We start from the raw sequence: 24,732 nt of genomic DNA on the forward strand, positions 1-24,732 counted from the left end.
AAAAACACCCCGCGATCGCTCGCGGGGTGTTTTCGCTCAGGCCAGGAAAACCGGGCTTAGATCATGCCTTTAGCTTTAAGCAGTTCGAACATGGTTTTGCCGATTTCGGCCGGGCTGCGGGTGTAGGCGATGCCGGCCTTCTCGAAAGCCTTGAACTTCTCTTCCGCCGTGCCCTTGCCGCCGGAGATGATGGCGCCGGCGTGGCCCATGCGCTTGCCCTTCGGCGCGGTGACGCCGGCGATGTAGCCGACTACCGGCTTGGTCACGTAGGACTTGGCGAACTCGGCCGCTTCTTCCTCGGCGGAACCGCCGATTTCGCCGATCATCACGATGGCGTCGGTGTCCGGATCATCCTGGAACAGGCGCAAGGCGTCGATGTGGCTGGTGCCCGGGATCGGGTCGCCGCCGATGCCGATGCAGGTGGACTGGCCCAGGCCCAGCGCGGTGGTTTGCGCCACGGCTTCGTAGGTCAGGGTGCCGGAGCGGGACACGATGCCGATGCGGCCCGGGTTGTGGATGTGCCACGGCATGATGCCGATCTTGCACTCGCCCGGGGTGATGATGCCGGGGCAGTTCGGGCCGATCAGGCGGATGCCGGCTTCGTCGACGGCCTTCTTCACGTACAGCATGTCCAGAGTCGGCACGCCTTCGGTGATGCAGACGATCAGCTTCACGCCGCTGTCGATGGCTTCCAGGATGGAATCCTTGGCGAAGGCTGCGGGCACGTAGATCACCGAGGCGTCGGCCTGGGTCTGACGCACGGCGTCCTTCATGGTGTTGAACACCGGCAGGCCCAGGTGCTCGGAACCGCCCTTGCCCGGGGTCACGCCGCCTACGACCTTGGTGCCGACCTTCAGCGCCTGTTCGGCGTGGAAGGTGCCGTTCTTGCCGGTGAAGCCTTGCACCAGCACTTTGGTGTCTTTGTTTACCAATACGCTCATTTTGTATTCCTCAGCTCAGTGCGGGTCTCAGGCCACGGCCTTGACGGCGGCGACGATCTTCTCGGCAGCGTCGTTCAGACCCTGGGCGGAAGTCAGTTTCAGGCCGGATTCGTCCAGGATCTTGGCGCCCAGCTCGGCGTTGTTGCCTTCCAGACGCACCACCACCGGCACGGTCACGTTCACTTCCTTCACGGCGGCGATGATCGCTTCGGCGATCATGTCGCAGCGGACGATGCCGCCGAAGATGTTGATCAGCACGCCTTGCACCGAGGTGTCGGCCAGGATCAGCTTGAACGCTTCGATCACGCGCTCTTTGGTGGCGCCGCCGCCCACGTCCAGGAAGTTGGCCGGCTGGCCGCCCTTCAGCTTGATGATGTCCATGGTGGCCATCGCCAGGCCGGCGCCGTTCACCATGCAGCCGATATTGCCTTCCAGGGCCACGTAGTTCAGGTCGAACTCGGAAGCCTTCACTTCGCGCTCGTTCTCCTGGCTCTTGTCGCGCTGGGCCAGCAGTTCCGGGTGGCGGTACAGGGCGTTGGAGTCCAGGTTGATCTTGCCGTCGACGCAGGCCAGCTCGCCGTTTTCGCGCAGCGCCAGCGGGTTCACTTCGAACAGGGCGAAGTCGTTTTCGACGAAGGCCTGGTAGGAGCCCAGCATCAGCTTGGAGAACGCGGCGACTTGCGCGCCGGACAGGCCAAGCGCGAACGCGGCGTCGCGCGCCTGGAACGGCTGCATGCCGACCAGCGGGTCCACTTCGATCTTGATGATCTTTTCCGGGGTTTCTTCAGCCACCTTCTCGATTTCCACGCCGCCTTCGGTGGAAACCATGAACACGACGCGCTGGCTGCCGCGGTCCACCACGGCGCCCAGGTACAGTTCGCGCTGCACCGGGTACATGTCTTCGCAGACCAGAACGCTGTTCACCGGCTGGCCGGCGGCGTCGGTCTGGTAGGTCACCAGGTTGGTGCCGATCAGGGTCTTGGCGACTTCGGCGGCTTCTTCGCGGCTCTTCACCACTTTGACGCCACCGGCCTTGCCGCGGCCGCCGGCGTGCACCTGGGCCTTGACGACGGCGAATTTGCCGCCCAGCTTGTCGTAAGCGGCAGCCGCTTCTTCCGGCGACTTGGCCAGAATGCCTTGTTGCACCGGCAGGCCGTAACGGCTCAGCAGCTCTTTCGCTTGGTATTCATGCAGGTTCATCTATGGTTTCCTTTCGGGGAAATGATGGCGGGCATGCGCCTCTGCCTCTATTCCTTGATCGCTTGCCAAACCTTGGTTGGCTCGGACCGCTCCAGCCCCCCGGCTGGAGCTACGGTCCGTTACCGGTCGGGTCGTGCGCATTGTACACGACCCGTGTTCACTCAACCGTGCAACGCGCGCTTGTCGGCGGCGAGCGCGGCTTCGTGGATCACTTCGGACAACGACGGGTGAGCGTGGACGATGCGCGCCAGGTCTTCGCTGGCGGCCTTGAACTCCATCGACACCACGCCTTCGCTGACCAGCTCGGACACCATCGGGCCGATCATGTGCAGGCCCAGGATGCGGTCGGTCTTGGCGTCGGCCAGGATCTTCACCGTGCCTTGCGCCTGGCCCAGGCCCAGCGCGCGGCCGTTGGCGCCGAAGCCGGAGGTGCCCTTCTTGTACTCGACGCCCTCGGCCTTCAGCTGCTCTTCGGTCTTGCCGACCCAGGCGATTTCCGGCGAGGTGTAGATCACCCACGGAATCACGCCGAAATCGACATGCGGCTTCTGGCCGGCGATGCGCTCGGCCACGGCCACGCCCTCTTCCGACGCCTTGTGCGCCAGCATCGGGCCGCGCACCACGTCGCCGATCGCCCAGACATTGGGCAGATTGGTGTGGCAGTGCTCGTCCACCGCGACGAAGCCGCGCTCGTCCAGTTGCAGGCCAACAGTCTCGGCGCCCAGGCCCTGGGTGTTCGGCACGCGGCCGATGGAGACGATCAGCTTGTCGAATTCGGCCTTCACCGCTTCGCCGTTCAATTCGTAATTGACGGTGACGCTCTTCTTGCCAGCCTTCACTTCGCCGATCTTCACGCCCAGCTTGATGTCGAGGCCCGTATCCTTGGTCAGCGTCTTGAAGGCTTCCTTGGCGATCTGCTGGTCGGCGGCCGCCAGGAAGGTCGGCATCGCTTCCAGAATGGTCACCTCAGCGCCTAAACGCTTCCAGACAGAGCCCATTTCCAGGCCGATCACGCCGGCGCCGATCACGCCCAGGCGCTTCGGCACGGCGGAGAGCGCCAGCGCGCCCTCGTTGTCCAGCACCAGCTGGTTGTCGGTGGCCAGGCCCGGCAGCGCGCGCGGACTGGAGCCGGTGGCCACGATCACGTGGCCGGCTTCCAGGGTGTCCACCACCGCGCCGTTGTCGGTGACTTCGATCACCCACTTGTCGCCCTGGCGGCCCTTGAAGGCGGCCAGGCCGTGGATGTTGGCGACCTTGTTCTTCTTGAACAGGAAGCTGATGCCCGAAGCGTTCTTGGTGATGATGTCGGTCTTGCGGGCCAGCATCTGGCCGACATCCATCTTGGCGCCGGACACGCTGATGCCGTGCTTGGCGAAATCATGCTGCACCGCGTGGAAGTTTTCCGACGACTGCAGCAGCGCCTTGGACGGAATGCAGCCTACGTTCAGGCAGGTGCCGCCCAAGCTGGGCTTGCCTTCCGGGTTTTTGAACGCGTCTACGCAGGCGGCGCTGAAGCCCAGCTGGGCCGCGCGGATGGCGGCAACGTAACCGCCTGGGCCGCCGCCGATCACTACCACATCAAACTGTTGGCTCATGGTATTCCCTTGGGATCAGGCCTTGCCGACTTTGAACAGCAAGGCCCCGAAAGCGATCATGAACAGCGCGATGACGATCTTGCCCACCCGGCTGTAGCTGTCCTCACGCACGCCGCGCTGATGCTTCTTCCAGGTCAGGAAGAGCAGCACCACGCCGGCCAGCACCGAGGCCACGCCGTAAAACCAGTCAGGCAGATTCATTCTCGCTCCGTTCTTGCAGATTCAGACAGGCCGGCTCGCGCCGGCCCTTGTCGTTACAGGTCGAGGATCAGGCGGGCCGGATCTTCGATGGCGTCCTTGATCGCCACCAGGGACAGCACCGCTTCGCGGCCGTCGATGATGCGGTGGTCGTAGGACTGGGCAAGATACATCATCGGGCGCACCACGACTTGACCGTTCTCAACCACGGCGCGCTCCTTGGTGGCGTGCATGCCCAGGATCGCCGATTGCGGCGGGTTGATGATCGGGGTGGACATCATCGAACCGAAGGTGCCGCCGTTGGAGATGGTGTAGGTGCCGCCGGTCAGCTCTTCCACGGTCAGCTTGCCTTCCTGGGCGCGCTTGCCGAAGTCGGCGATCTGCTTCTCGATGTCCGCCAGGCTCAGCTGGTCGGCATTGCGGATCACCGGCACCACCAGGCCGCGCGGGCTGCCTACCGCCACGCCGATGTCGAAGTAGCCGTGGTAGATGATGTTGTTGCCGTCGACGGAGGCGTTGACGATCGGGTACTTCTTCAACGCCGAAACCACAGCCTTGACGAAGAAGCCCATGAAGCCCAGCTTGATGCCGTGCTCTTTCTCGAACTTGTCCTTGTACTTGTTGCGCAGGTCCATCACCGGCTTCATGTTCACTTCATTGAAGGTGGTGAGGATGGCGTTGGTCTGCTGGCTCATCACCAGGCGCTCGGCCACGCGCTGGCGCAGGCGCGACATCGGCACGCTCTGTTCCGGACGGCCGGACAGGATGCCGGCGATGTTGACGGCGGCCGGGGTCGACGACAGCGCCGCGCCGGAGGACACCGGGCCGGCTTGCGACGGGGCGGCCGGCTTGGCGGCGGCTTGCACGTCTTCCTTCAGGATGCGGCCGTCGCGGCCGGAACCGGCGACATTCGCCAGGTTCACGCCGGTTTCGGCGGCCAGCTTGGCGGCGGACGGCATGGCGGCGGCGCCTGCCGCCGGCGCGGCGGCCGGAGCTTGAACCGGAGCCGGCGCGGCTGCCGGAGCGGCGGCTGCCGGGGCAGGAGCGGCGTCGCCGGCTTGGGCTGCGGTGTCGATCTTGGCGATCAGCTGGCCGGACACCACGGTGGCGCCGTCCTGCTCGATGATCTCAACCAGCACGCCGGCTTGCGGGGCCGGCAGCTCCAGCACCACCTTGTCGGTTTCCAGGTCGATCAGGTTTTCGTCGCGCTTGACGAATTCGCCGACCTTTTTGTGCCAGCTCATCAGCGTGGCTTCGGATACGGATTCCGGCAGTTGCGGGACTTTGACTTCAATCAGCATGTTCTTCTCCATGGCGGGACGGCGGCCGGCCGCCCCTGACTTTCTCGTTGGCTCAGCGGGCGACCGACATCGCTTCTTCGACGAAGGCTTTCAGCTGGGCGACGTGCTTGCTCATATAACCGACCGCCGGCGACGCCGACGACGGGCGACCGGCGAACGACAGTTGCTGCTTGGCGGACAACAGGCCTTCCAGGCGGTGGCGGATCTGGTACCAGGCGCCCTGGTTGCGCGGCTCTTCCTGCACCCACATCACTTCCTTGGCCTGGGTGTAGCGCGCCAGCTCGGCGGCCACCTGCTCGGTCGGGAACGGGTACAGCTGCTCGATGCGGACGATGGCGATCTCATCTTCCAGACCGCGTTCCTTGCGGCCGGCGGCGAGGTCGTAATACACCTGGCCGGCGCACAGCACCACGCGCTTGACCTTCTTCGGATCCTTGACGATGGCGTCGCCGATCACCGGGCGGAAGCTGCCGCTGGTCAGGTCTTCGATCGGGCTCATCGAATCCTTGAAGCGCAGCAGGCGCTTGGACAGGAAGATCACCAGCGGCTTGCGGTACGGGCGCAGCACCTGGCGGCGCAGCATGTGGAACATCTGGCCGGCTTCGGACGGCATCACCACTTGCATATTGTGCTCGGCGCACAGCTGCAGCCAGCGCTCCAGGCGGGCGGAGGAGTGCTCCGGGCCCTGGCCGTCGTAGCCGTGCGGCAGGATGGTGGTCAGGCCGCACAGACGGCCCCACTTGGTTTCGCCGGAAGAGATGAACTGGTCGATGGCCACCTGAGCGCCGTTGGCGAAGTCGCCGAACTGGGCTTCCCAGATCACCAGCTGGTCGGGAGCGGAACAGGCGTAGCCGTATTCGTAGGCCAGCACCGCTTCCTCGTTCAGGATGGAGTCGATCACCAGGAAATCGGCCTGGTTGTCGGACATATTGCGCAGCGGCACATAGGCGCCCTGGTCCCAGCGCTCGCGGTTCTGGTCGTGCAGCACCGCGTGGCGGTGGCTGAAGGTGCCGCGGCCGGAGTCTTCGCCGGAGATGCGCACGCCGAAGCCGTTGGTCACCAGGCTGGCGTAGGCCAGCGTCTCTGCCATGCCCCAGTCGACATTCTGCTCGCCGGCGGCCATCGCCTTGCGCGCGGCCAGCACTTTCTGCACGGTCGGGTGCAGCTTGAAGCCTTCCGGCAGCGAGGTGAACTTGTCGGTCAGGCGCTGGATGTCGGCCTGCGGCAGCGAGGTGTCGGTCGGGTGCGCCCAGTGGGTGCCCAGGTACTGGCTGAAGTCCAGCGCGTGTTCGCGGCGGTAGTTGGTCAGCGCGGTCTGTTCGACATGCTCGCCCTTGTCCAGCGCGTCGCGGTAGGCCTGGATCTGCGCGTCGCCTTCTTCCGCCTTCAGCACGCCCTCCTGCACCAGGCGCTCGGCGTACATCGCGCGCACGCCCTGGTGCTTGGCGATCTTCTTGTACATCATCGGCTGGGTCAGGAAGGGATCGTCGCCTTCGTTGTGGCCGAGCTTGCGGTAGCACACCAGGTCGATCACCACGTCCTTCTTGAAGGTCATGCGGTAATCCAGCGCGGCCTGCATCACGTAGCAGACGGCTTCCGGATCATCGCCGTTCACGTGCAGGATCGGCGCTTCGATCATCTTGGCCACGTCGGTGCAGTACATCGTCGAGCGGATGTCGCGGGTGTCCGAAGTGGTGAAGCCCACCTGGTTGTTGATGACGATGTGGATGGTGCCGCCGGTGCCGTAACCGCGGGTCTGCGACAGGTTGAAGGTGCCTTGGTTGACGCCCAGGCCGCCGAAGGCGGAGTCGCCGTGGATCAGCACCGGAACAGCGGTCTTGCGTTCCGCGTCCTTGCGGCGCTCCTGGCGCGCGCGCACCGAGCCCTCCACCACCGGGTTGACGATTTCCAGGTGCGACGGGTTGAACGCCAGCGACACGTGCATCGGGCCGTTGGCGGTCGGGATGTCGGACGAGAAGCCCATGTGGTACTTCACGTCGCCGGAAGCCATCTGCTGGGCGGCCTTGCCTTCGAATTCGGCGAACAGGTCGCGCGGCTGCTTGCCCAGGGTGTTGACCAGCACGTTCAGGCGGCCGCGGTGGGCCATGCCGATGATCAGTTCCTGCACGCCTTGCGCGGTGGCGTTCTGGATCAGGTGGTCCAGCGCCGCGATCGCGGATTCGCCGCCTTCCAGCGAGAAGCGCTTCTGGCCGACGTACTTGGTGTGCAGGTAGCGTTCCAGCGTTTCCGCCGCGGTGATCTGCTTCAGGATGCGCTGCTTCTTGGCCGCGTCGTAGCGCGGGGTGGACAGGTCGCCCTCGAAGCGCTTCTGCACCCAGTGTTTTTCATCGGACTGGGTGATGTGCATGAACTCGACGCCGATATTGCCGCAGTAGGTCTGCTTCAGGCGCGCCAGGATGTCGGACAGCGGCAGCTTCTGCGGGCCCACCAGCGAGCCGACGTTGAACTGCACCGCCATGTCGGCGTCGGTCAGGCCGTGGGTGGCCGGATCCAGTTCGCGCAGCGTCTGCTGGTCCATCCGCTTCAGCGGGTCGAGGTTGGCCTGGCGCGAGCCCAGCACGCGGTAGGCCGAGATCAGCTTGAGCACGCCCACCTGCTTCTGCATCGCGTCCCAGTCGGCGGCGGCGCTGCTGCGCTGGCCGGACAGCGGCTTCTTGGCCAGCTGGATGAACGACTCCTGGATCGGCTGGTGCGGCACGTCGCGCTCGGCGGCGCCCGGCGCCTGCGCCAGCTTGTCGAAGTAGTCGCGCCACTCGTTCGGAACCGAATTGGCGTCAGCGAGGTACTGTTCGTACAGCTCCTCGATGAACGGTGCATTCCCACCGAACAGGTAAGAATGGCTGTACATGGATTGCATCATGATCTGGCTACCCTTTGTCTTTACGTTGCAGCATTCACTCAAAGCGCTTGGGCAAGGCGGCCTTGCCCCAGCGCTCTGTAAAAAAGGGCTGGCTGAAGCCCCCGCTTCAACCAACCCTGGTGTTTCACATCAGCGCTTCGCCACTTCCACGAAGTCGCGGCGCGGAGCGCCGGTGTACAGCTGGCGCGGACGGCCGATCTTCATGCCCGGGTCGCCGATCATCTCGTTCCAGTGCGCGATCCAGCCCACGGTGCGGGCCAGCGCGAAGATCGGGGTGAACATCGAAACCGGGATGCCGATCGCGGACAGCACGATGCCGGAGTAGAAGTCCACGTTCGGGTACAGCTTGCGCTCGATGAAGTACGGGTCGTTCAGGGCGATCTTTTCCAGCTCCATCGCCAGCTTGAACTTCGGGCTGTCGCCCAGGCCCAGTTCCTTCAACACTTCGTCGCAGGTCTGCTTCATGATGGCGGCGCGCGGGTCCATGTTCTTGTACACGCGGTGGCCGAAGCCCATCAGCTTGTAGCGCTTGTCCTTCACGCCCTGCATGAAGTCGGCCACATTGTCCACCGAGCCGATCTCGTCCAGCATCTTCAGCACGGCTTCGTTGGCGCCGCCATGCGACGGGCCCCACAGGCAGGCGATGCCGGCGGCGATACATGCGAACGGGTTCGCGCCGGAGGAGCCGGCCAGACGCACGGTGGAGGTGGAGGCGTTCTGCTCGTGGTCGGCGTGCAGGGTGAAGATGCGGTCCATCGCGCGGGCCAGCACCGGGTTCACCTTGTACTCTTCGCACGGGGTGGAGAACATCATGTGCAGGAAGTTTTCCGCGTAGTTCAGGCCGTTTTTCGGGTAGGAGAACGGCAGGCCCTTGTTGTAGCGGTAGGCTTGGGCGGCGATGGTCGGCAGCTTGGCCACCAGGCGGTGGGCCGAGATGCGGCGGTGTTCCGGATTGGAGATGTCCAGCGAGTCATGGTAGAACGCGGACAGCGCGCCCACCACGCCCACCATCACGGCCATCGGATGCGCGTCGCGGCGGAAGCCCTTGAACAGGCTCATCAGCTGGTCGTGCAGCATGTTGTGGCGCATCACGCCGCGTTCGAATTCCTTGCGCTGCGCCGCGGTCGGCAACTCGCCGTTCAGCAGCAGGTAGCACACTTCCAGATAGTCGCTCTTCTCGGCCAGCTGCTCGATCGGGTAGCCGCGGTAGTACAGATGGCCGAGGTCGCCGTCGATGAAGGTGATGCCGGATTCGCAGCTGGCGGTGGCGAGGAAGCCCGGGTCGAACGTGAACATCCCGGTCTTGCCGAAAGAGCGGATGTCTACGACGTCCGGACCCAGCGAGCCCCCCAGGACCGGCAGGTCGATGGAGTCCTTACCCTCGTTGTAGCTGAGCGTGACTTTGCGATTAGTTTCCACAGCAATACTCCCAGTCGGTTTATATCGTTGTTGTTGGAGTGGTTTCGGCCTTACAGCGATCGGAGGATCGCCACAATGGCCATCTCTTCCGGATCCTCGAGATCGGCCTTGCCGCTGACGATATCCAGAAAATCGGTGTCGGCCAGATCCAGCAGACGGCGGTAGGCCTCGATCTCGGCCGGGGCCAGCCGCCCGAACGGCCCGGCCAGGAATTTCTCCAGCACCAGGTCCAGTTCGAGCAGGCCGCGGCGCGAGCGCCAGCGCATCCGCTTCAGTTCTATCGGATCGTAAGTCGTCATACCGCGCGCTTGACCATCAGGTCCTTGATCTTGCCGATCGCCTTGGTCGGGTTAAGGCCCTTCGGGCAGACGTCGACGCAGTTCATGATGGTGTGGCAACGGAACAGGCGGTACGGGTCCTCCAAATTGTCCAGACGCTCGCTGGTGGCTTCGTCGCGGGTATCGGCGATGAAGCGGTAGGCGGCCAACAGGCCGGCCGGGCCGACGAACTTGTCCGGGTTCCACCAGAACGACGGGCAGGACGTCGAGCAGCACGCGCACAGGATGCACTCGTACAGGCCGTCCAGCTCCTTGCGGTCCTCCGGCGACTGGCGGCGCTCGCGTTCCGGCGGCGGCGTGTCGTTGATCACGTACGGTTTGATCGAGTGGTACTGCTTGAAGAACAGCGCCATGTCCACGATCAGGTCGCGCACCACCGGCAGGCCCGGCAACGGACGCAGCTCGATCGGCTGCTTCAGGCCGCGGAAGTCGGTGACGCAGGCCAGGCCGTTCTTGCCGTTGATGTTCATCGCGTCGGAGCCGCAGACGCCTTCGCGACAGGAACGGCGGAAGCTCAGCGTGTCGTCCTTGATCTTCAGCTTGACCAGCGCGTCCAAGAGCTTGTGCTCGGTGGCGTCCATCTCCACGCTGATGTCCTGCATGTACGGCTTGGCATCCTGGTCCGGGTTGTAGCGGTAGATGCGGAATTTGATGGTTTCGGTAGTCATCTCTGGTTCAACCCTTAGTAGGTGCGGGCCTTCAGCTTGATCGTGTCCACGGTCAGCGGCTGCATGTTCACCGGCTTGTACTCCAGGCGGTTGCCGTCGCGGAACCACAGCGTGTGCTTCAGCCAGTTGACGTCGTCGCGGCCGTTCGGGGTGGCCTCGGTGTCCAGCGCGTCGTCGCGGACGTGGGCGCCGCGGCTTTCGGTGCGGGCATTGGCGGAAACCATGGTGGCCTTAGCCACTTCGATCAGGTTCTCCAACTCCAGCGCCTCGATGCGGGCGGTGTTGAACACCTTGGACTTGTCGCCGATTTCGGTCTTGGCGACCATGTCGGCCACTTCCAGGATCTTTTCCACGCCTTCGGCCAGCATGTCCTTGAAGCGGAACACGCCGCAGTGGGCCTGCATGGTGCGCTGCAGCGCGGCGCGAGCCTCGTGCACCTGCACGCCGTTGGTCTGGTTGTCCAGACGCGCGACGCGGGCGACCGAACGCTCGACGTCGGCCATAGCCAGCTCCGGCAGGTCTTCCGGATGCTGCTTGATGAATTCGATCATCGAGTTGGCCGAGCTCTTGCCGAATACCAGCAAGTCCAGCAGCGAGTTGGTGCCCAGGCGGTTGGCGCCGTGCACCGACGCGCACGCGCATTCGCCGGCGGCGTAGAAGCCATGCACCGCCTCGCCGTGGATCACCACTTCGCCGTGGTAATTGGTGGGGATGCCGCCCATCTGGTAGTGGCAGGTCGGGACCACCGGAATCGGTGCCTTGATCGGGTCCACGCCGGCGAACTTGATCGAGATCTCGCGGATGCCCGGCAGCTTGGACATGATCACCTCGGGGTCGAGGTGGGTGATGTCCAGCAGCACGTGATCCTTGTTCGGACCGCAGCCGCGGCCTTCGTTGATCTCGGTCACCATCGCGCGCGACACCACGTCGCGGGAAGCCAGGTCCTTGGCGTTCGGCGCGTAGCGCTCCATGAAGCGCTCGCCCTGCGCGTTGCGCAGAATGCCGCCTTCGCCGCGCACGCCTTCGGTGATCAGCACGCCCGCGCCGGCCACGCCGGTCGGGTGGAACTGCCAGAATTCCATGTCTTCCAGCGGGATGCCGGCGCGCGCCGCCATGCCCACGCCGTCGCCGGTGTTGATGAAGGCGTTGGTGGAGGAAGCGAAGATGCGGCCGGCGCCGCCGGTGGCAAACAAGGTGGCCTTGGCCTGGAACACCACGATTTCCGAGGTTTCCATTTCCATGGCGACCACGCCCTGCACGCGGCCTTCGGCGTCGCGGATCAGGTCAAGCGCCATCCACTCGACGAAGAAGTGGGTGTTGGCGCGCACATTGCGCTGGTACAGCGCGTGCAGCATCGCGTGGCCGGTGCGGTCGGCCGCGGCGCAAGCGCGGCGAACCGGCTTGCCTTCGCCGAAGTCGGACATGTGGCCGCCGAACGGACGCTGGTAGATGGTGCCATCCGGATTGCGGTCGAACGGCATGCCGTAGTGCTCCAGCTCCACCACCACTTTCGGGGCTTCGCGGCACATGAATTCGATCGCGTCCTGGTCGCCCAGCCAGTCCGAACCCTTGACGGTGTCGTACATGTGCCAGTGCCAGTTGTCCGGCTCGGAGTTGCCGAGCGAAGCGGACACGCCGCCCTGGGCGGCCACGGTATGGGAGCGGGTGGGGAAAACCTTGGACAGCACGGCGGTCTTCAGGCCGGCTTCCGACAGTTGCAGCGCGGCGCGCATGCCGGCGCCGCCGGCGCCCACGACTACCGCATCAAAATGACGAACAGGAATACCCATTACAGCCCCCAAACCACTTTAACGGAATAGATGAAACAGGAAACCAGCCAGACGATGGTGAACATGTGCAGCGCCAGGCGGATGCCCACCGGCTTCACATAGTCCATCCACACGTCGCGGATGCCCACCCATACGTGCAGGAACAGCGCCAGCAGCGTGGTCTGGGTCAGCACCTGCACCCAGGTATGGCTGAAGAGGTCTTTCCAGCCTTCATAGCCGGACGGCAGCGCCAACAGGAACAGCGCCAGGGCCACGGTGTAGATCACCATCACCACGGCGGTGACGCGCTGCATCACCCAATCGCGCAGGCCGTAGCCGGCGCCGACAACATTGCGGTTTACCATAGAGCGATGCCTCCCAGAACCAGGGTCAGCGCCAGGCTGACGACCAGCACGGTCTTGGCGGTGGCGCGGGCGGTCTCAAGTTCCAGACCTTTGTGAATATCGAGAAACAGGAAGCGGATGCCGGCGCAGAAGTGATGCATGTAAGCCCAGATCAGGCCCAGCAGCACCAGCTTCATCAGCGGGTGGGCGACCACGGCGCGGTAGGTTTCAAACGATTCGGCCGAACTGAGCGAACCGTGCAGCAGATAGATCAACAGCGGGAGGGAGAAGAACAGCGCCACACCACTGACCCGGTGCAGGATGGAGACGAAGCCCGGCACGGGCAGTCTGATCCTGGCCAAGTCCAGATGCTTCGGTCTTTGCTTCTGCATAAGGCTTTCCTTGGATGTTTTTTGTGACCAAGAGGGTTACATGGCGACCGCCCACCACGGGAGGCCGCCCGGCCGGCTCTGCCCTTGTGTCGGGCGATGCCTGCCTTTACCTGGCACATTGCCGACGATTCATTTGCAATATGCGCCGGGGATTCTAACAAATCTCGGACTACCCCGTACTGCTTCCGAGTCTTTTAATCTGCGTCAAAGCGGCCCACCTTCAGCCGTGTTTCACTGTATAAGCCAGCTGGTGCGTCAGGCAGTAGCGCTGCCGCCATTCCAGCGGACTGCCGTCCATGCCTTCGGACAAGCGCAGCAGGCACAGCGCCGGCACATCGGCCACCATGCCGGTCACGCCCAGAAGCCCCGCCTCTTCCCGCGGCAGCATCTCGGCGCGGAACTGCTCGCTGCGCACGCGCACGCGCACGCCGAAGCGCTGCTGCAAGGTGGCGTAGACGCCGGCCGAATTGCGCAGCCAGCGCGCCTCCATGCCATCGAATCTTTCCGCCGGCAGCAGCACGTCGTCCAGCGCCACCGGCGCGCCGTGCCAGCGCCACAGCTGGCGAATTCTCAATAAAGGCGCCAGGCGCCGCAATTGCAACGCGTCGGCGATGTCTTCGCTGGCGTTCAGCCTGGACATGCCGAGAAACTCCCTGACCAGTTCGTCCGGCCGCTCGGAAAACAAGCCAGGCGTCAGCAAGGCGGCGTCGCCCCAGTCGCCCGGCACCGGGGCCACATAGGTGCCGCGCCCCTGCTGCCGGTAAAGCAGGCCGGCGGCCTCCAGTTCGGACAAGGCCTTGCGCACCGTGCCTTGGCTCGCGCCCAGCTCGCCAGCCAGCTCCCATTCGCTGGGCAGCGCCTCATGCGCCTGCCACTCGCCCTCGCCCATTCTTTCCAGCAGCAGCTGTTTGACCTGAGCATAAAGCGGCTGTCTTTTCAGGGTATTGGCCGTCATGGTCTGTGTTTTAACACCAAACAAATCAAGCGTAAAGTCAAGTCTTATATAAGACATAAGACTCAAACGAGTGTTTGATGCCATATTCTTGACTGATTAGTCCAAATCGATAAACAGCCGTGATACACTCAGGCCACACCTATACTGCAGGGCAACATCTGCAGCTCATTATCGGATAAGTCAAAGGAGAGTCCGCCAATGAAAGCCCCCGTTCGCGTTGCCGTAACCGGCGCTGCCGGCCAGATCGGCTATAGCCTGCTGTTCCGTATCGCCAGTGGCGAAATGCTGGGCAAGGACCAGCCGGTCATTCTGCATCTGCTGGATCTGCCGCAAGCCCAAACCGCGCTGAAGGGCGTGATGATGGAGCTGGAAGACTGTGCCTTCCCGCTGTTGGCCGGCATGGTGGCCACCGACGACCCGAACGTGGCCTTCAAGGATGTCAAGGTTGCCCTGTTGGTCGGCGCCCGCCCGCGCAGCAAGGGCATGGAGCGCAAGGACCTGCTGGAAGCCAACGGCGCCATCTTCACCGTGCAGGGCAAGGCGCTGAACGACCACGCCGCCCGCGACGTCAAGGTGCTGGTAGTCGGCAACCCGGCCAACACCAACGCCTGGATCGCGATGAAATCGGCTCCGGACCTGGATCCGAAAAACTTCACCGCCATGTTGCGTCTTGACCACAATCGCGCGCTGTCGCAGATCGCCGCCAAAACCGGCAAGCCGGTGGCCGCGATCGAGAAGCTGGCCGTGTGGGGTAACCACTCGCCGACCATGTACGCCGACTACCGCTTCGCCACCATCGACGGCCAATCGGTTAAAACCCTGATCAACGACGATGTGTGGAACCGCGACGTGTTCCTGCCCACCGTGGGCAAGCGCGGCGCCGCCATCATCGAAGCGCGCGGCCTGTCCTCCGCCGCCTCCGCCGCCAACGCCGCCATCGACCACATCCACGACTGGGTGCTGGGCAGCAATGGCAAGTGGGTGACCATGGGCGTGCCGTCCGACGGCTCCTACGGCATCCCGGAAGGCGTGATGTACGGCGTGCCGGTAGTATGCGAAAATGGCGAATACAAACGAGTTGAAGGCTTGGAAATCGACGCGTTCAGCCGCGAGCGGATGGACCTGACCCTGGCCGAACTGGAAGAAGAGCGCGCAGCCATCGCTCACCTGTTTGGCTGATACCCGAGCCGGATCGAAGAAAGCGCACCGCAAGGTGCGCTTTTTGTCTTTGGTCAAACCGCCATTCCGCATTTGCATTTATTGATTACCATCGACTGCCATTTGGAGTAGAGCATGATTGAAGTTGAAGTCCTGAACCAAATCGCGGCCAAGATCGAAGACCTGGCCGCCCGCGCCGCCGATATTCGGGGGTATCTTTGACTACGACGGCAAAAAAGACCGTCTGGAAGAAGTCAGCCGCCTGACCGAAGATCCCGATATCTGGAACGACCCGAAAAAAGCCCAGGACCTGGGCCGCGAGCGCAAACAGCTGGAAGACGTGGTGCTGGTGCTGGACAGCATCAACGCCACCATCGCCGATAGCCGCGAGTTGTTCGACATGGGCAAGAGCGAGAACGACGACGACACCATCCTCGCCGTGCAAGCCGACCTGGAAGGCGTGGAAGAGAAAGTGGCGAAGATGGAATTCCGCCGTATGTTCCACGACCCGATGGACCCCAACAACTGCTTCCTGGACATCCAGGCCGGCGCCGGCGGCACCGAAGCCCAGGACTGGGCCGGCATGCTGCTGCGCATGTACACCCGCTACGCCGAGCGCAAGGGCTTCAAGGTGGACGTGCTGGAAGTGTCCGAAGGCGAAGTGGCCGGCGTCACCAGCGCCACGCTGAAGATCGAAGGCGAATACGCCTACGGCCTGCTGCGCACCGAAGTGGGCGTGCACCGCCTGGTGCGCGTGTCGCCGTTCGACTCCAACGCCCGCCGCCACACCTCGTTCTCCTCCGTCTTCGTCTACCCGGAAGTGGACGACAGCTTCGAGATCGACATCAACCCGGCCGACCTGCGCGTGGACACCTACCGCGCCTCCGGCGCCGGCGGCCAGCACATCAACAAAACCGACTCGGCGGTGCGGATCACCCACATCCCCACCAACACCGTGGTGCAGTGCCAGAACGACCGTTCGCAGCACCGCAACCGCGACGAGGCGATGCAGATGCTGCGCGCCAAGCTGTACGAGCTGGAACTGAAAAAACGCAACGAAGCCAAGCAGGCGCTGGAAGACACCAAGACCGACGTGGGCTGGGGCCACCAGATCCGCTCCTACGTGTTCGACCAGTCCCGCATCAAGGATTTGCGCACCAGCCACGAGGTGGGCAACATCAAGGGCGTCATGGACGGCGACCTGGACGGCTTCATCGAAGCCAGCCTGAAGCACGGCGTCTAAGCCAAACCGGCCGGCTCCCCGCGGGAGCCGGCCAAGCCGTTTTTATTGTTTTGCCGCAGGAACCCAACCCGGCACGGAGTCATCATGTCTGATCACGAACAAGCACCGGCGCAAAGCCAAGACGAAAACCAGATCATGGCGGAACGCCGCCTGAAACTGCAGGCGATCCGCGAAAAAGGCATCGCCTACCCCAACGACTTCAAACGCAGCCACTTCGCCAAACCGCTGCAGGACGACCACGCCGCCAAAGAAGCGGAAGCGCTGGAAGCCGAGAAAATCGAAGTCGCCGTCGCCGGCCGCATGATGCTTAAACGTGTGATGGGCAAAGCCAGCTTCGCCACCCTGCAGGACGTGAGCGGCCGCATCCAGGCCTTCATCTCCCGCGACAACGTGGGCGAAGACGTCTACGCCGACTTCAAGCGCTGGGACCTGGGCGACATCATCGCGGTCAAGGGCGTGCTGTTCAAGACCAAGACCGGCGAACTGACGGTGCAGGCGACCGAAGTGCGCATGCTGTCGAAGAACATCCGTCCGCTGCCGGAAAAATTCCACGGCATCGCCGATCAGGAGACCAAGTACCGCCAGCGCTACGCCGACCTGATCATGAGCGAGGAAACGCGCGACACCTTCGTCAAGCGCTCCAAGATCGTGCAAAAGGTGCGCGACGTGATGGTGGGCGAAGGCTACCTGGAAGTGGAAACCCCGATGATGCACCCGATCCCGGGCGGCGCGTCGGCCAAGCCGTTTGTCACCCACCACAACGCCCTGGACATGCCGCTCTACCTGCGCATCGCCCCGGAGCTGTACCTGAAGCGCCTGGTGGTCGGCGGCCTGGAACGCGTGTTCGAAATCAACCGCAACTTCCGCAACGAGGGGATGAGCACACGCCACAACCCCGAGTTCACCATGATCGAGTTCTACGAAGCGTATAGCGACTACCAGCGCATGATGGAGATGACCGAAACCATCATCCGCGAATGCGCGCTGGTTTCCTGCGGCGCCACCACCGTGACCTATCAAGGCAAGGAAGTGGACCTGGGCAAGCCGTTCGACCGCTTCACCATCGTGGAAGCGATCAAGCACTACAACCCGCAATACACCGACGCGCAGCTGTCCGACGCCGCCTGGGTGGCCAGCGAAATCAAGCGCCTGGGCGGCAAGCTGCCCCCGGCCCCCGGCCTGGGCAGCCTGCAGCTGGCGCTGTTCGAAGAATGCGCCGAGTCCCTGCTGTGGAACCCGACCTTCATCATCGACTACCCGGTGGAAGTGTCCCCGCTGGCGCGCGGCTCCGACACCCAGCCGGGCCTGACCGAGCGTTTCGAGCTGTTCATCGTCGGCCGCGAGCACGCCAACGGCTACTCCGAGTTGAACGATCCGGAAGACCAGGCCGCGCGCTTCCAGGCGCAAGTGGCGCAGAAGGATGCGGGCGATGATGAGGCGATGCACTACGACGCCGACTACATCCGCGCGATGGAATACGGCCTGCCGCCGACCGGCGGTTGCGGCATCGGCATCGACCGTTTGGTGATGTTGTTGACGGATGCGCCTTCCATTCGCGATGTTATCCTCTTCCCGCATATGAGGCCTGAGTAAGCGTTTATCTTGCTCTTGATACAGAAAAGCCGCTCACTGCAAGGTGGGCGGCTTTTTCTATCCCCCTGCCCCATACTCAACAGAAACCTTGCAGGTCAGCACTAGGCCAACAGTGTCTGTGACTACGGCCACACTCAATACGACAATCAAGTAACAATGGGTGCATCTGTTGAGTGCATTCATGCGTACCTTCCTCTATGATCACAAGAATCCTTGCAAATATCTCAACTTGAGATACGATGACGCCATGCGCCTGATCAGCAACAAAAAACTGCTCGATTTTTCAACTCATCATCCGAGTGCACGCATCCAATTGCAAGCATGGCGGCGCATCATCGAGAAGAACTCATTTGCAAACCATTCTGAACTTAAGAACACCTTCAATAGTGTCGATAAAGTAGATGAACTTTATGTTTTCAACATTGGAGGCAACAAATATAGACTCATCGCCTTTGTCATGTTTAAAAAACAAACGATATACGTAAAGCATATTTTAACTCATAGAGAATATGACCAAGGAGGCTGGAAATCATGAGCGCCTACCTTAAAAAAATTCAAACCGCATGGGAAGTTTTTGCCAAAGAAACTCAAATCGGTCCGATTCGAGATGAGCAGCACTACGAATCAATGCTATCAAAACTCGATGAATCTCTAACCAGTATTAATGGTGACGAAAACCACCCACTGTGGGAGCTTGCCGAGTTAATGAGTGAGCTTGTGCATTGCTATGAAACTGAGCATCATCCAATTCCCGAAGCGTCAGGAGTTGATGCTCTTCGCTTTCTTATGCAAGAGCATGGACTCTGCCAAGGTGATCTACCTGAAATTGGAAGCCAAGGTGTAGTATCTGAAATATTAAACGGTCACCGTGAACTTAACTTGCGCCAAGTGAAAAACTTAGCAGAACGTTTTGGAGTTAGCACTGATACGTTCATTAGCTAATAAAGTGCCTCTTGAGATGCTTCCATGACAGGAAGCATTTTTATTTAAATTTAACTATAGACTGACAAGTCTAAGTTATACAATTCTTAAAACTTACACACAAGACATGCAAGTACGCCCTCTGTCTGTGGAAAACTACTAAATTTCCACTCCACGCAGCGCCGAGTAACTGATATTTTAAAACCTTGAGCTAGCTTCCGAGACCAGCTTGAGCTGATAAACATAGATATGCCGGTTCGACTCAGCCAATAGAAATGGCCGCGCGAATTAATACTAAAAGCTCACAAAGAGAGTAAATATTACTCTCAAATATATTCTCTGTAAAATATTAGGATTAACATTATTCAAATCTCGTAACAGTCTCTCAGACAGCATTCCCACATTGTTTTACAATGATGACATTAAAATTATGCCTCTAAAAAACCATGAAAAAGAATTGCTATCCATAATAAGGCAGCCTCCCCAATCCACCTCCTTAGATGGAACCAGCCAGATCGACATCTCGATACTGATTACTGCAACATCCAAGCTCTCACTAACAAACCTGGAGAGGTTAGAGCGGACTATCCGCTGGGGCTACTCTGAAATAATCGAAACACCCACGACACCTCACTCAAGTGCTGTCAAACCAATTAGCTGTCCTTTAAGCTGGTTGGATTTATGTCACGGAAGTGGGTTTCAGCGAGAAAAAGCTTTACGCGCTCCACTTGGCCCCGCCCCCAATGCTTTTCTCTTTGCTATTGCCACGCGTCGGCTTAATGACTGGGCTCCCAAAGTTAGAGAGGCAGCCCGTGAAAGACTGCCCGCTATAGCAGAAAATACAAATCCAGAATTTGTGGCAGATGTTCTATGTGCCACCTTGCCGAATTGGGTTTCTTGGGGACGCATAGAAGAGGGAGACAGACAAGTTCTACTGGAAATAGCCTCTATCAATCAGGTGAGCGAATCCCTCAAAGAAAAAATCATATCAGCCACATCTGGCCCAATGGCATCTGTACTGACACAGTTAGGCCGCAGGAGTGCGTTTGACAGTCACCTCAACGACATTGCAAAAAAAGCCTTACAACCATCTGTTCGAGCAAAAGCCTATCGCTGCTTACTCGAAGGAAAGATTACTTGGTGCACTGGCAAAGAATGGCAATGGATCGATCAGCGCTACGGAAAGAGACGACTCAACCCCATACTATGTCATCGAACCTTAACTATCGTAACACCATTCTTGGAAACCTTGCAGTCCGCATCTGTAGATCGCTCGCCAATAGTCAGGCGCGTAGCCGGCGAAATTCTTATTTTCAATCTAGACAGACTCGGCGATGCGGCCCTACCTCTTGCGGAGCAATTGGCATCAGACTCTTCCCCATCTCTAGCTGAACGTGGACGATTTATTTTGCAAGAGTTGGCAAAATAAAATTGAATAGACCCGTTGAGTTTAACCACGAAAAGCCCAACGTTTACCAAACAATACAGATTGGTTTTGTGTCCGCTCCGCGGACAGATATTTTAGTGCCGGTTCCGCCCGGCGGGACGGGTCCATTTCTTTTGCTTCGCCAAAAGAAATGGACGAAAGAAAAGGCGACCCAACAGCGCTGCGAAACCCCGCCTCCGAAGCCCTTTCCAAGGCGCCGCCGAACTCGCGGGGCGCTAACGTCGCCCCGCTCAAGCAGACGGCGGCTTAAAACCTTGGAAAGGGCTTTTGAGTCGGCTTGCGCTGATGGGATAGGGGCAAGTCGGTTCGAATCTAACCCACTATCTAGTTTTAATTCAGAAGTGACATGAAAAAAATCTATACAACCTTGTGCATATAAAATACTCCATGAAACCATCAGATTACGACCTTCATCTAGATCAACTCAAAAAGAACTCTGTTGACCGATTACTATGCAGAGAAGACTTCTCCTTAACTGCGTTTAATGACCTCTATCAATATCTTTGTCAAAAGGCTGTAGAAATCAGAAGCGAACACGTTGTTTCTAAGCAGGTTATTGCAACAATACTTTCGGCGAAACAAACCATTGAAAACAACTCCTCGACAAATATTGATGCACATAAAAACATTGACTTAGCTAATAAATTCCTATTTTTGCTTGAGATGATTGCGATAAATGAGGAGCCGGCGGACAGGACACCCGGCGTCCCCCGCATTATTTAATAGAACCGTAAGTTGGAAAAATTCACGCGAAGCCCTACGCTTACCGAGCAATGCTGATTGGTTTTGTGTCCGCTTCGCGGACAGATCATTAAGTGCCGGTTCCGCCCGGCGAGACGGGTCCGTTTCTTTGGCCTCGCCAAAAGAAATAGACGAAAGAAAAGGCGACCCAGCAGCGCTGCGTAACCCCGCCTCCAAAGCCTTTTCCAAGGCGCCGCCGAACTCGCGGGGCGCTAACGTCGCTCCGCTCAAACAGGCGGCGGCTTAAAACCTTGGAAAGGGCTTCGGAGTCGGCTTGCGCTGATGGGATATTGGCAAATCGGTTCGGTTCTAAGCGTAGGGTGCCGTCACCCCGCAGGGGCGACGCACCGCTTGCCTGCCTACTTGCCTGTTTTCTCCAGCAAGCCGCCAAACATCTCCGGGTCAACCAAGTCTCTCAGCGCCACGCCCAAGGCGTCAGCCAGTGCGCCCATGTTGTCGATGGAGACATTGCGCTCCCCGCGTTCGATCTCCGACACATAGGTTCTGCTCATACCCGCCTGCAAGGCCAATGCCTCCTGCGACACATCGTGCAGGCGTCTGGCAATCCGCAGGTTGCGGGCGAAAACCGCTCGCGCGGTTAAGGGTTTTGTTGTGTTTTCCATACCCCGATAGCATCAGCGCTTGCTAGCGCTCAAGCCACACGGTATGATTTGCAAAATGTTAACTATAAGTGACTTTTTGATTATTATTGATATCTTCATGACACTCATTATGTGCTATGCGCTGCTTTGAGAGCCACACATGGAGGTGCTTATACAGAAAATTCCCATTCCGTGATCTACGGCGCTCTGCCGCTGCCGCTCTGCCTTGACCATATCCAGAGCGTTGCCCACCCGACCACGACAACGCTCAATCAAAATGAGGGTTTTGCCATGCCTAGCATCACCCGCAGTTCGTCTCACCTTGCCGTTTCCCTGAAGAACCGTCATCCCGCCCGCAGCCGCTGGCTGCTGAACAAGCAAGTCCCCACCCATCCGCCCAGCCTGTTGGCCATGACCCGGCTGCACGAAGCCTTTGCCGCCTTGCAGGAGCAATTGGCCAACAAGGACCAAGCAAAGGTAAGAGAGCCGGCCGCGCGCGTCGCGCATTTGTGCCAGGACATCGAGCAGGCGGTGGTGGAGTCCATCTGCCACCTCGCCCATGGCCAGTTGGGTTTGCAGTCCGTGATCGAGCTGCTGGCTTGCCTGGGCGACGATGTACGCCTGCCTTCCAGCCGCATCACGGAGTTGCTGTCGCCGCTGGACAAGCGCATGGGCGAGTCGCTAACGCTGCTCACCCGCGTGCTGTAAGCCCTGCTCCATGAGCCAACAGCCTGTCCGCTGCCCAGCGGCAGGCTGTTTTGGATTCGGCGGATTTTGTAGGGTGGAATCCCGGCAAAGCCGGGAGTTCCACCGCAATGCGATTCACTGCGATATGGCGGTGCAATGCCCGGCTGAACAATGGCTGCATCCAATCATTTCAAGCCGGGTATTGCACCCTACGCTTGCGACGCCCGCCAGCCCTCCAGCCGTATCACCGAGTTGCTGATGCCGCTGGGCAAGCGCATGCACGAGTCGCTGACACTGCTCACCCGCGTGCTGTAAGCCCTACATATCTCGCACAAGCATTAAAACGTATACGATGCGCCCTATTCCCCTTCAGCACGCGCCGGGCAAAAAGCGTTGGGCGGGGTTTTAAGACGCCGGCGGTTCGACGCCGCGCGACATTCGCGCGTGGCTAGTTCCGGCGGCTCCTCGCCCGGCGCTTTTTGGCCGGGGTTTCGCGGGCTGCTGGGGCGGCCTGGGGTCGAAAGGGGGCTGGCCGCGCAGCCCCCTTTCCCGTTTGCCGGGCGGAACCGGCACTTAAACATCGTCCGCGCAGCGGACTCCATGCCGCGCGCAAGCTATGGCGGGCCGTGGCGGGAGCATCATGCCGATGCGCCGGTGGTGAAGCCGGTACGCCAATCCCGCCATGCGCCTGCCGCCCTGCCCCGCGCCAGGTCAAAGCGCTTCACACATCCATTCCGTATGGATATAGTCTGCCGGTCGCCGCGCCGCGCGCGGCTGCGCTTCTTGGCGCCACATGGAGATGCAGATGAGCGAGAAATACACCGGGCAGTGCCTTTGCGGCGAAATCCAGTATGCCGTCGCCGCCGAACCGCTGTTCACCGGCAACTGCCACTGCCAGGATTGTCAGCGCAGCTCGGGCGGCGCTTATATTCCAGCCATGGTTTTTCCCGAAGCGGCGGTGGAAATTGTCGGCCAGGCCAAATACTTCGCAACCACCGCCGATAGCGGCAATACCCACAGCCGGGGCTTCTGTCCGAACTGCGGCTCGCAATTGTTCGCCAGATTCAGCGCCATGCCCGGCCTGCTGGGCATCAAGGCCGGCACGCTGCACGACACCTCGCGCTACGCGCCCAAGCTGGATTTTCACGTGGCCAGCGCCGCGGCCTGGGACTACATGAATCCGCAGTTGCCGAAGAAGCCGGGGCCGGCGCAAGGCTAACAAGCCAATAACCAGTCCACACCCGGCCTCTTAGCCTCAATCAACAGCCAGCCCCCGGCTGGCTGTTTTCATTCGCAGCCTTTCCAGCGCCGTGGCAGCGCCTGGCCATGAGCACGCTTTTCCTGCCGGCCTCACCGTCAGCGGCAGGCTCTCCACTCGCCTATTAATGCCAATGACATCAATCGGCTTTATAAATAGCCGGCTGACGCGCCATGCACCAGGCGCGCGATTGCCCACCCCCAGGAGAAGTCCAATGAACATGCCATTCGCGGCCTGGATGCGCCGCCTCGCGCCGGCAGCCTTATTGCTGCTGGCAGCCCACGCCGGCGCCGCCACCGAAACCATCGTGATGATCCGCCACGGCGAAAAACCGGACCAGGGCCTCGGCCAGCTGACCTGCCAGGGCCTGAACCGCGCGCTGGCGTTGCCGCGGGTGCTGACCAGCGCCTTCGGCGCGCCCGACGCCATCTTCGCGCCCGATCCCGCCACCCAGGTGTCCGATTCCGGCGCCAACTACTACTATGTGCGGCCGCTGGCGACGATAGAGCCCACCGCCATCAGCCTGGGCCTGCCGGTCAACACCGCTTACGGCTTCACCCAGACCGCCGACCTGGCCTCGCGGCTGCTGGCCTCCGACTATGCCGGCTCCACCGTGTTCGTGGCTTGGGAGCACAAGAAGATCGTCACGCTGGCCAAGCAGATCTTCGCCAACCTCAACCAATCCGCCAATATTCCGGCTTGGTCGGGATCGGACTTCGACAGCATCTACGTCATCACCATCAATAGCTCCGGCAGCCGCCGCACCGCCTCGTTTTCCATCCAGGCCCAGGGCCTGAACGGCCAGAGCACGGCCTGCCCCGGCCCCAACTAGCCGCAGACGGCGGGATGGCCTGCGCCATCCCGCCGTGTTTTCTAGCCGCCATTCCGCCCCGCAGTCGCCGTGATCCAATCGGAAATAATCAACCGCGCGATATTTCCACGCATTGCGAATCAAATTAAGACGCCTTCTTATTGGTAATGTCGAATCATTCGTATTTACGCTTAATTTTATCGATTCATGCCAAGCCTCTCCCTCCGACATATGGCAAACCATCATAAGCTATTGAAAATAATCCGTATT

The 24,732-nt window shown here is 60.9% G+C and carries 25 protein-coding genes; 11 read left to right on the plus strand and 14 right to left on the minus strand.

Translation table 11 applies throughout. From position 1 onward, the window contains the following. Positions 1 to 56 precede the first annotated feature (56 nt). From sucD to U6115_RS19335, 13 genes are all read right to left on the minus strand, one after another. Positions 57 to 941, minus strand: coding sequence for a succinate--CoA ligase subunit alpha (gene sucD / locus U6115_RS19275; protein ID WP_043580485.1), 885 nt, complete (start codon positions 939 to 941; stop codon positions 57 to 59). A gap of 27 nt (positions 942 to 968) precedes the next feature. After that, positions 969 to 2,141: an ADP-forming succinate--CoA ligase subunit beta gene (sucC, locus tag U6115_RS19280; protein ID WP_043580483.1), complete on the minus strand. Its 1,173-nt coding sequence runs from the start codon at positions 2,139 to 2,141 to the stop codon at positions 969 to 971. Positions 2,142 to 2,302: 161 nt separating this feature from the next. Beyond that, on the minus strand, positions 2,303 to 3,736 hold the full coding sequence (lpdA, locus tag U6115_RS19285; RefSeq protein ID WP_043580481.1) for a dihydrolipoyl dehydrogenase: 1,434 nt from the start codon (positions 3,734 to 3,736) through the stop codon (positions 2,303 to 2,305). A 15-nt stretch (positions 3,737 to 3,751) separates the two neighbouring features. Next, complete coding sequence (locus U6115_RS19290) at positions 3,752 to 3,937, minus strand: hypothetical protein (RefSeq protein WP_043580479.1); 186 nt, start codon at positions 3,935 to 3,937, stop codon at positions 3,752 to 3,754. A gap of 53 nt (positions 3,938 to 3,990) precedes the next feature. Then, a complete protein-coding gene (gene odhB, locus U6115_RS19295) occupies positions 3,991 to 5,235 on the minus strand; it encodes a 2-oxoglutarate dehydrogenase complex dihydrolipoyllysine-residue succinyltransferase (protein WP_043580478.1) in 1,245 nt (414 codons plus the stop codon). 52 nt (positions 5,236 to 5,287) lie between these two features. Next, on the minus strand, positions 5,288 to 8,116 hold the full coding sequence (locus tag U6115_RS19300) for a 2-oxoglutarate dehydrogenase E1 component (RefSeq protein ID WP_043580476.1): 2,829 nt from the start codon (positions 8,114 to 8,116) through the stop codon (positions 5,288 to 5,290). Positions 8,117 to 8,245: 129 nt separating this feature from the next. Then, positions 8,246 to 9,535 (minus strand): citrate synthase, encoded by a 1,290-nt coding sequence (gltA, locus tag U6115_RS19305; RefSeq protein ID WP_043580473.1) that lies wholly within the window; start codon positions 9,533 to 9,535, stop codon positions 8,246 to 8,248. A 50-nt stretch (positions 9,536 to 9,585) separates the two neighbouring features. Then, complete coding sequence (locus tag U6115_RS19310) at positions 9,586 to 9,834, minus strand: FAD assembly factor SdhE (protein WP_043580471.1); 249 nt, start codon at positions 9,832 to 9,834, stop codon at positions 9,586 to 9,588. Beyond that, a complete protein-coding gene (locus U6115_RS19315; protein WP_043580469.1) occupies positions 9,831 to 10,541 on the minus strand; it encodes a succinate dehydrogenase iron-sulfur subunit in 711 nt (236 codons plus the stop codon). Before U6115_RS19315 ends, U6115_RS19310 begins: the two co-directional genes overlap by 4 nt. Before the next feature lie 14 nt (positions 10,542 to 10,555). After that, entirely contained in the window at positions 10,556 to 12,331 is a 1,776-nt protein-coding gene (gene sdhA, locus U6115_RS19320) for a succinate dehydrogenase flavoprotein subunit (RefSeq protein WP_043580467.1), read from the minus strand. After that, positions 12,331 to 12,675, minus strand: a complete 345-nt coding sequence (sdhD, locus tag U6115_RS19325) for a succinate dehydrogenase, hydrophobic membrane anchor protein (RefSeq protein WP_043580465.1) — start codon at positions 12,673 to 12,675, stop codon at positions 12,331 to 12,333. Before sdhD ends, sdhA begins: the two co-directional genes overlap by 1 nt. Further along, positions 12,669 to 13,046, minus strand: coding sequence for a succinate dehydrogenase, cytochrome b556 subunit (sdhC, locus tag U6115_RS19330; RefSeq protein WP_043580463.1), 378 nt, complete (start codon positions 13,044 to 13,046; stop codon positions 12,669 to 12,671). The genes sdhD and sdhC overlap by 7 nt, the downstream gene beginning before the upstream one ends. Positions 13,047 to 13,266: 220 nt before the next feature. Further along, a complete protein-coding gene (locus tag U6115_RS19335) occupies positions 13,267 to 14,001 on the minus strand; it encodes a GntR family transcriptional regulator (protein ID WP_043580461.1) in 735 nt (244 codons plus the stop codon). Between the two features lie 198 nt (positions 14,002 to 14,199). On the opposite strand from U6115_RS19335, the gene U6115_RS19340 reads away from it, so the two are divergent. From U6115_RS19340 to U6115_RS19370, 7 genes are all read left to right on the plus strand, one after another. Further along, a complete protein-coding gene (locus U6115_RS19340; protein ID WP_043580459.1) occupies positions 14,200 to 15,180 on the plus strand; it encodes a malate dehydrogenase in 981 nt (326 codons plus the stop codon). 114 nt (positions 15,181 to 15,294) lie between these two features. Continuing rightward, positions 15,295 to 16,402 (plus strand): peptide chain release factor 2 gene (prfB, locus tag U6115_RS19345; RefSeq protein WP_101527493.1). Its coding sequence is split into 2 segments (ribosomal slippage): positions 15,295 to 15,378 and positions 15,380 to 16,402, totalling 1,107 coding nucleotides; the frame shifts between segments, so codons are not numbered across the junction. Positions 16,403 to 16,486: 84 nt separating this feature from the next. Continuing rightward, a complete protein-coding gene (gene lysS, locus U6115_RS19350; protein ID WP_043580457.1) occupies positions 16,487 to 17,995 on the plus strand; it encodes a lysine--tRNA ligase in 1,509 nt (502 codons plus the stop codon). A 181-nt stretch (positions 17,996 to 18,176) separates the two neighbouring features. Further along, the gene (locus tag U6115_RS19355) at positions 18,177 to 18,530 is read left to right on the plus strand and encodes a type II toxin-antitoxin system HigB family toxin (protein WP_197465990.1); all 354 of its coding nucleotides are present in this window, start codon (positions 18,177 to 18,179) and stop codon (positions 18,528 to 18,530) included. Further along, complete coding sequence (locus U6115_RS19360) at positions 18,527 to 18,937, plus strand: helix-turn-helix domain-containing protein (protein WP_080770340.1); 411 nt, start codon at positions 18,527 to 18,529, stop codon at positions 18,935 to 18,937. The genes U6115_RS19355 and U6115_RS19360 overlap by 4 nt, the downstream gene beginning before the upstream one ends. 382 nt (positions 18,938 to 19,319) lie before the next feature. Next, entirely contained in the window at positions 19,320 to 20,345 is a 1,026-nt protein-coding gene (locus U6115_RS19365; protein WP_146008448.1) for a hypothetical protein, read from the plus strand. 405 nt (positions 20,346 to 20,750) lie between these two features. Next, complete coding sequence (locus U6115_RS19370; RefSeq protein ID WP_146008447.1) at positions 20,751 to 21,086, plus strand: hypothetical protein; 336 nt, start codon at positions 20,751 to 20,753, stop codon at positions 21,084 to 21,086. 377 nt (positions 21,087 to 21,463) lie between these two features. Here U6115_RS19370 and U6115_RS19375 read toward each other — a convergent pair whose 3' ends face one another. Then, complete coding sequence (locus tag U6115_RS19375; RefSeq protein ID WP_043580455.1) at positions 21,464 to 21,727, minus strand: helix-turn-helix domain-containing protein; 264 nt, start codon at positions 21,725 to 21,727, stop codon at positions 21,464 to 21,466. A 270-nt stretch (positions 21,728 to 21,997) separates the two neighbouring features. Between U6115_RS19375 and U6115_RS19380 the strand changes: the two genes are divergently transcribed. From U6115_RS19380 to U6115_RS19395, 4 genes are all read left to right on the plus strand, one after another. After that, a complete protein-coding gene (locus tag U6115_RS19380) occupies positions 21,998 to 22,414 on the plus strand; it encodes a DUF1484 domain-containing protein (RefSeq protein ID WP_043580453.1) in 417 nt (138 codons plus the stop codon). 150 nt (positions 22,415 to 22,564) lie between these two features. Further along, complete coding sequence (locus U6115_RS19385; RefSeq protein ID WP_181243305.1) at positions 22,565 to 22,708, plus strand: DUF1484 family protein; 144 nt, start codon at positions 22,565 to 22,567, stop codon at positions 22,706 to 22,708. A 490-nt stretch (positions 22,709 to 23,198) separates the two neighbouring features. Further along, positions 23,199 to 23,612, plus strand: a complete 414-nt coding sequence (locus U6115_RS19390) for a GFA family protein (protein WP_043580451.1) — start codon at positions 23,199 to 23,201, stop codon at positions 23,610 to 23,612. Positions 23,613 to 23,865: 253 nt separating this feature from the next. Continuing rightward, complete coding sequence (locus tag U6115_RS19395; protein WP_080509403.1) at positions 23,866 to 24,483, plus strand: hypothetical protein; 618 nt, start codon at positions 23,866 to 23,868, stop codon at positions 24,481 to 24,483. Positions 24,484 to 24,732 lie beyond the last annotated feature (249 nt).

This window comes from Chromobacterium subtsugae (assembly GCF_035919665.1).
GTDB lineage: Bacteria > Pseudomonadota > Gammaproteobacteria > Burkholderiales > Chromobacteriaceae > Chromobacterium > Chromobacterium subtsugae.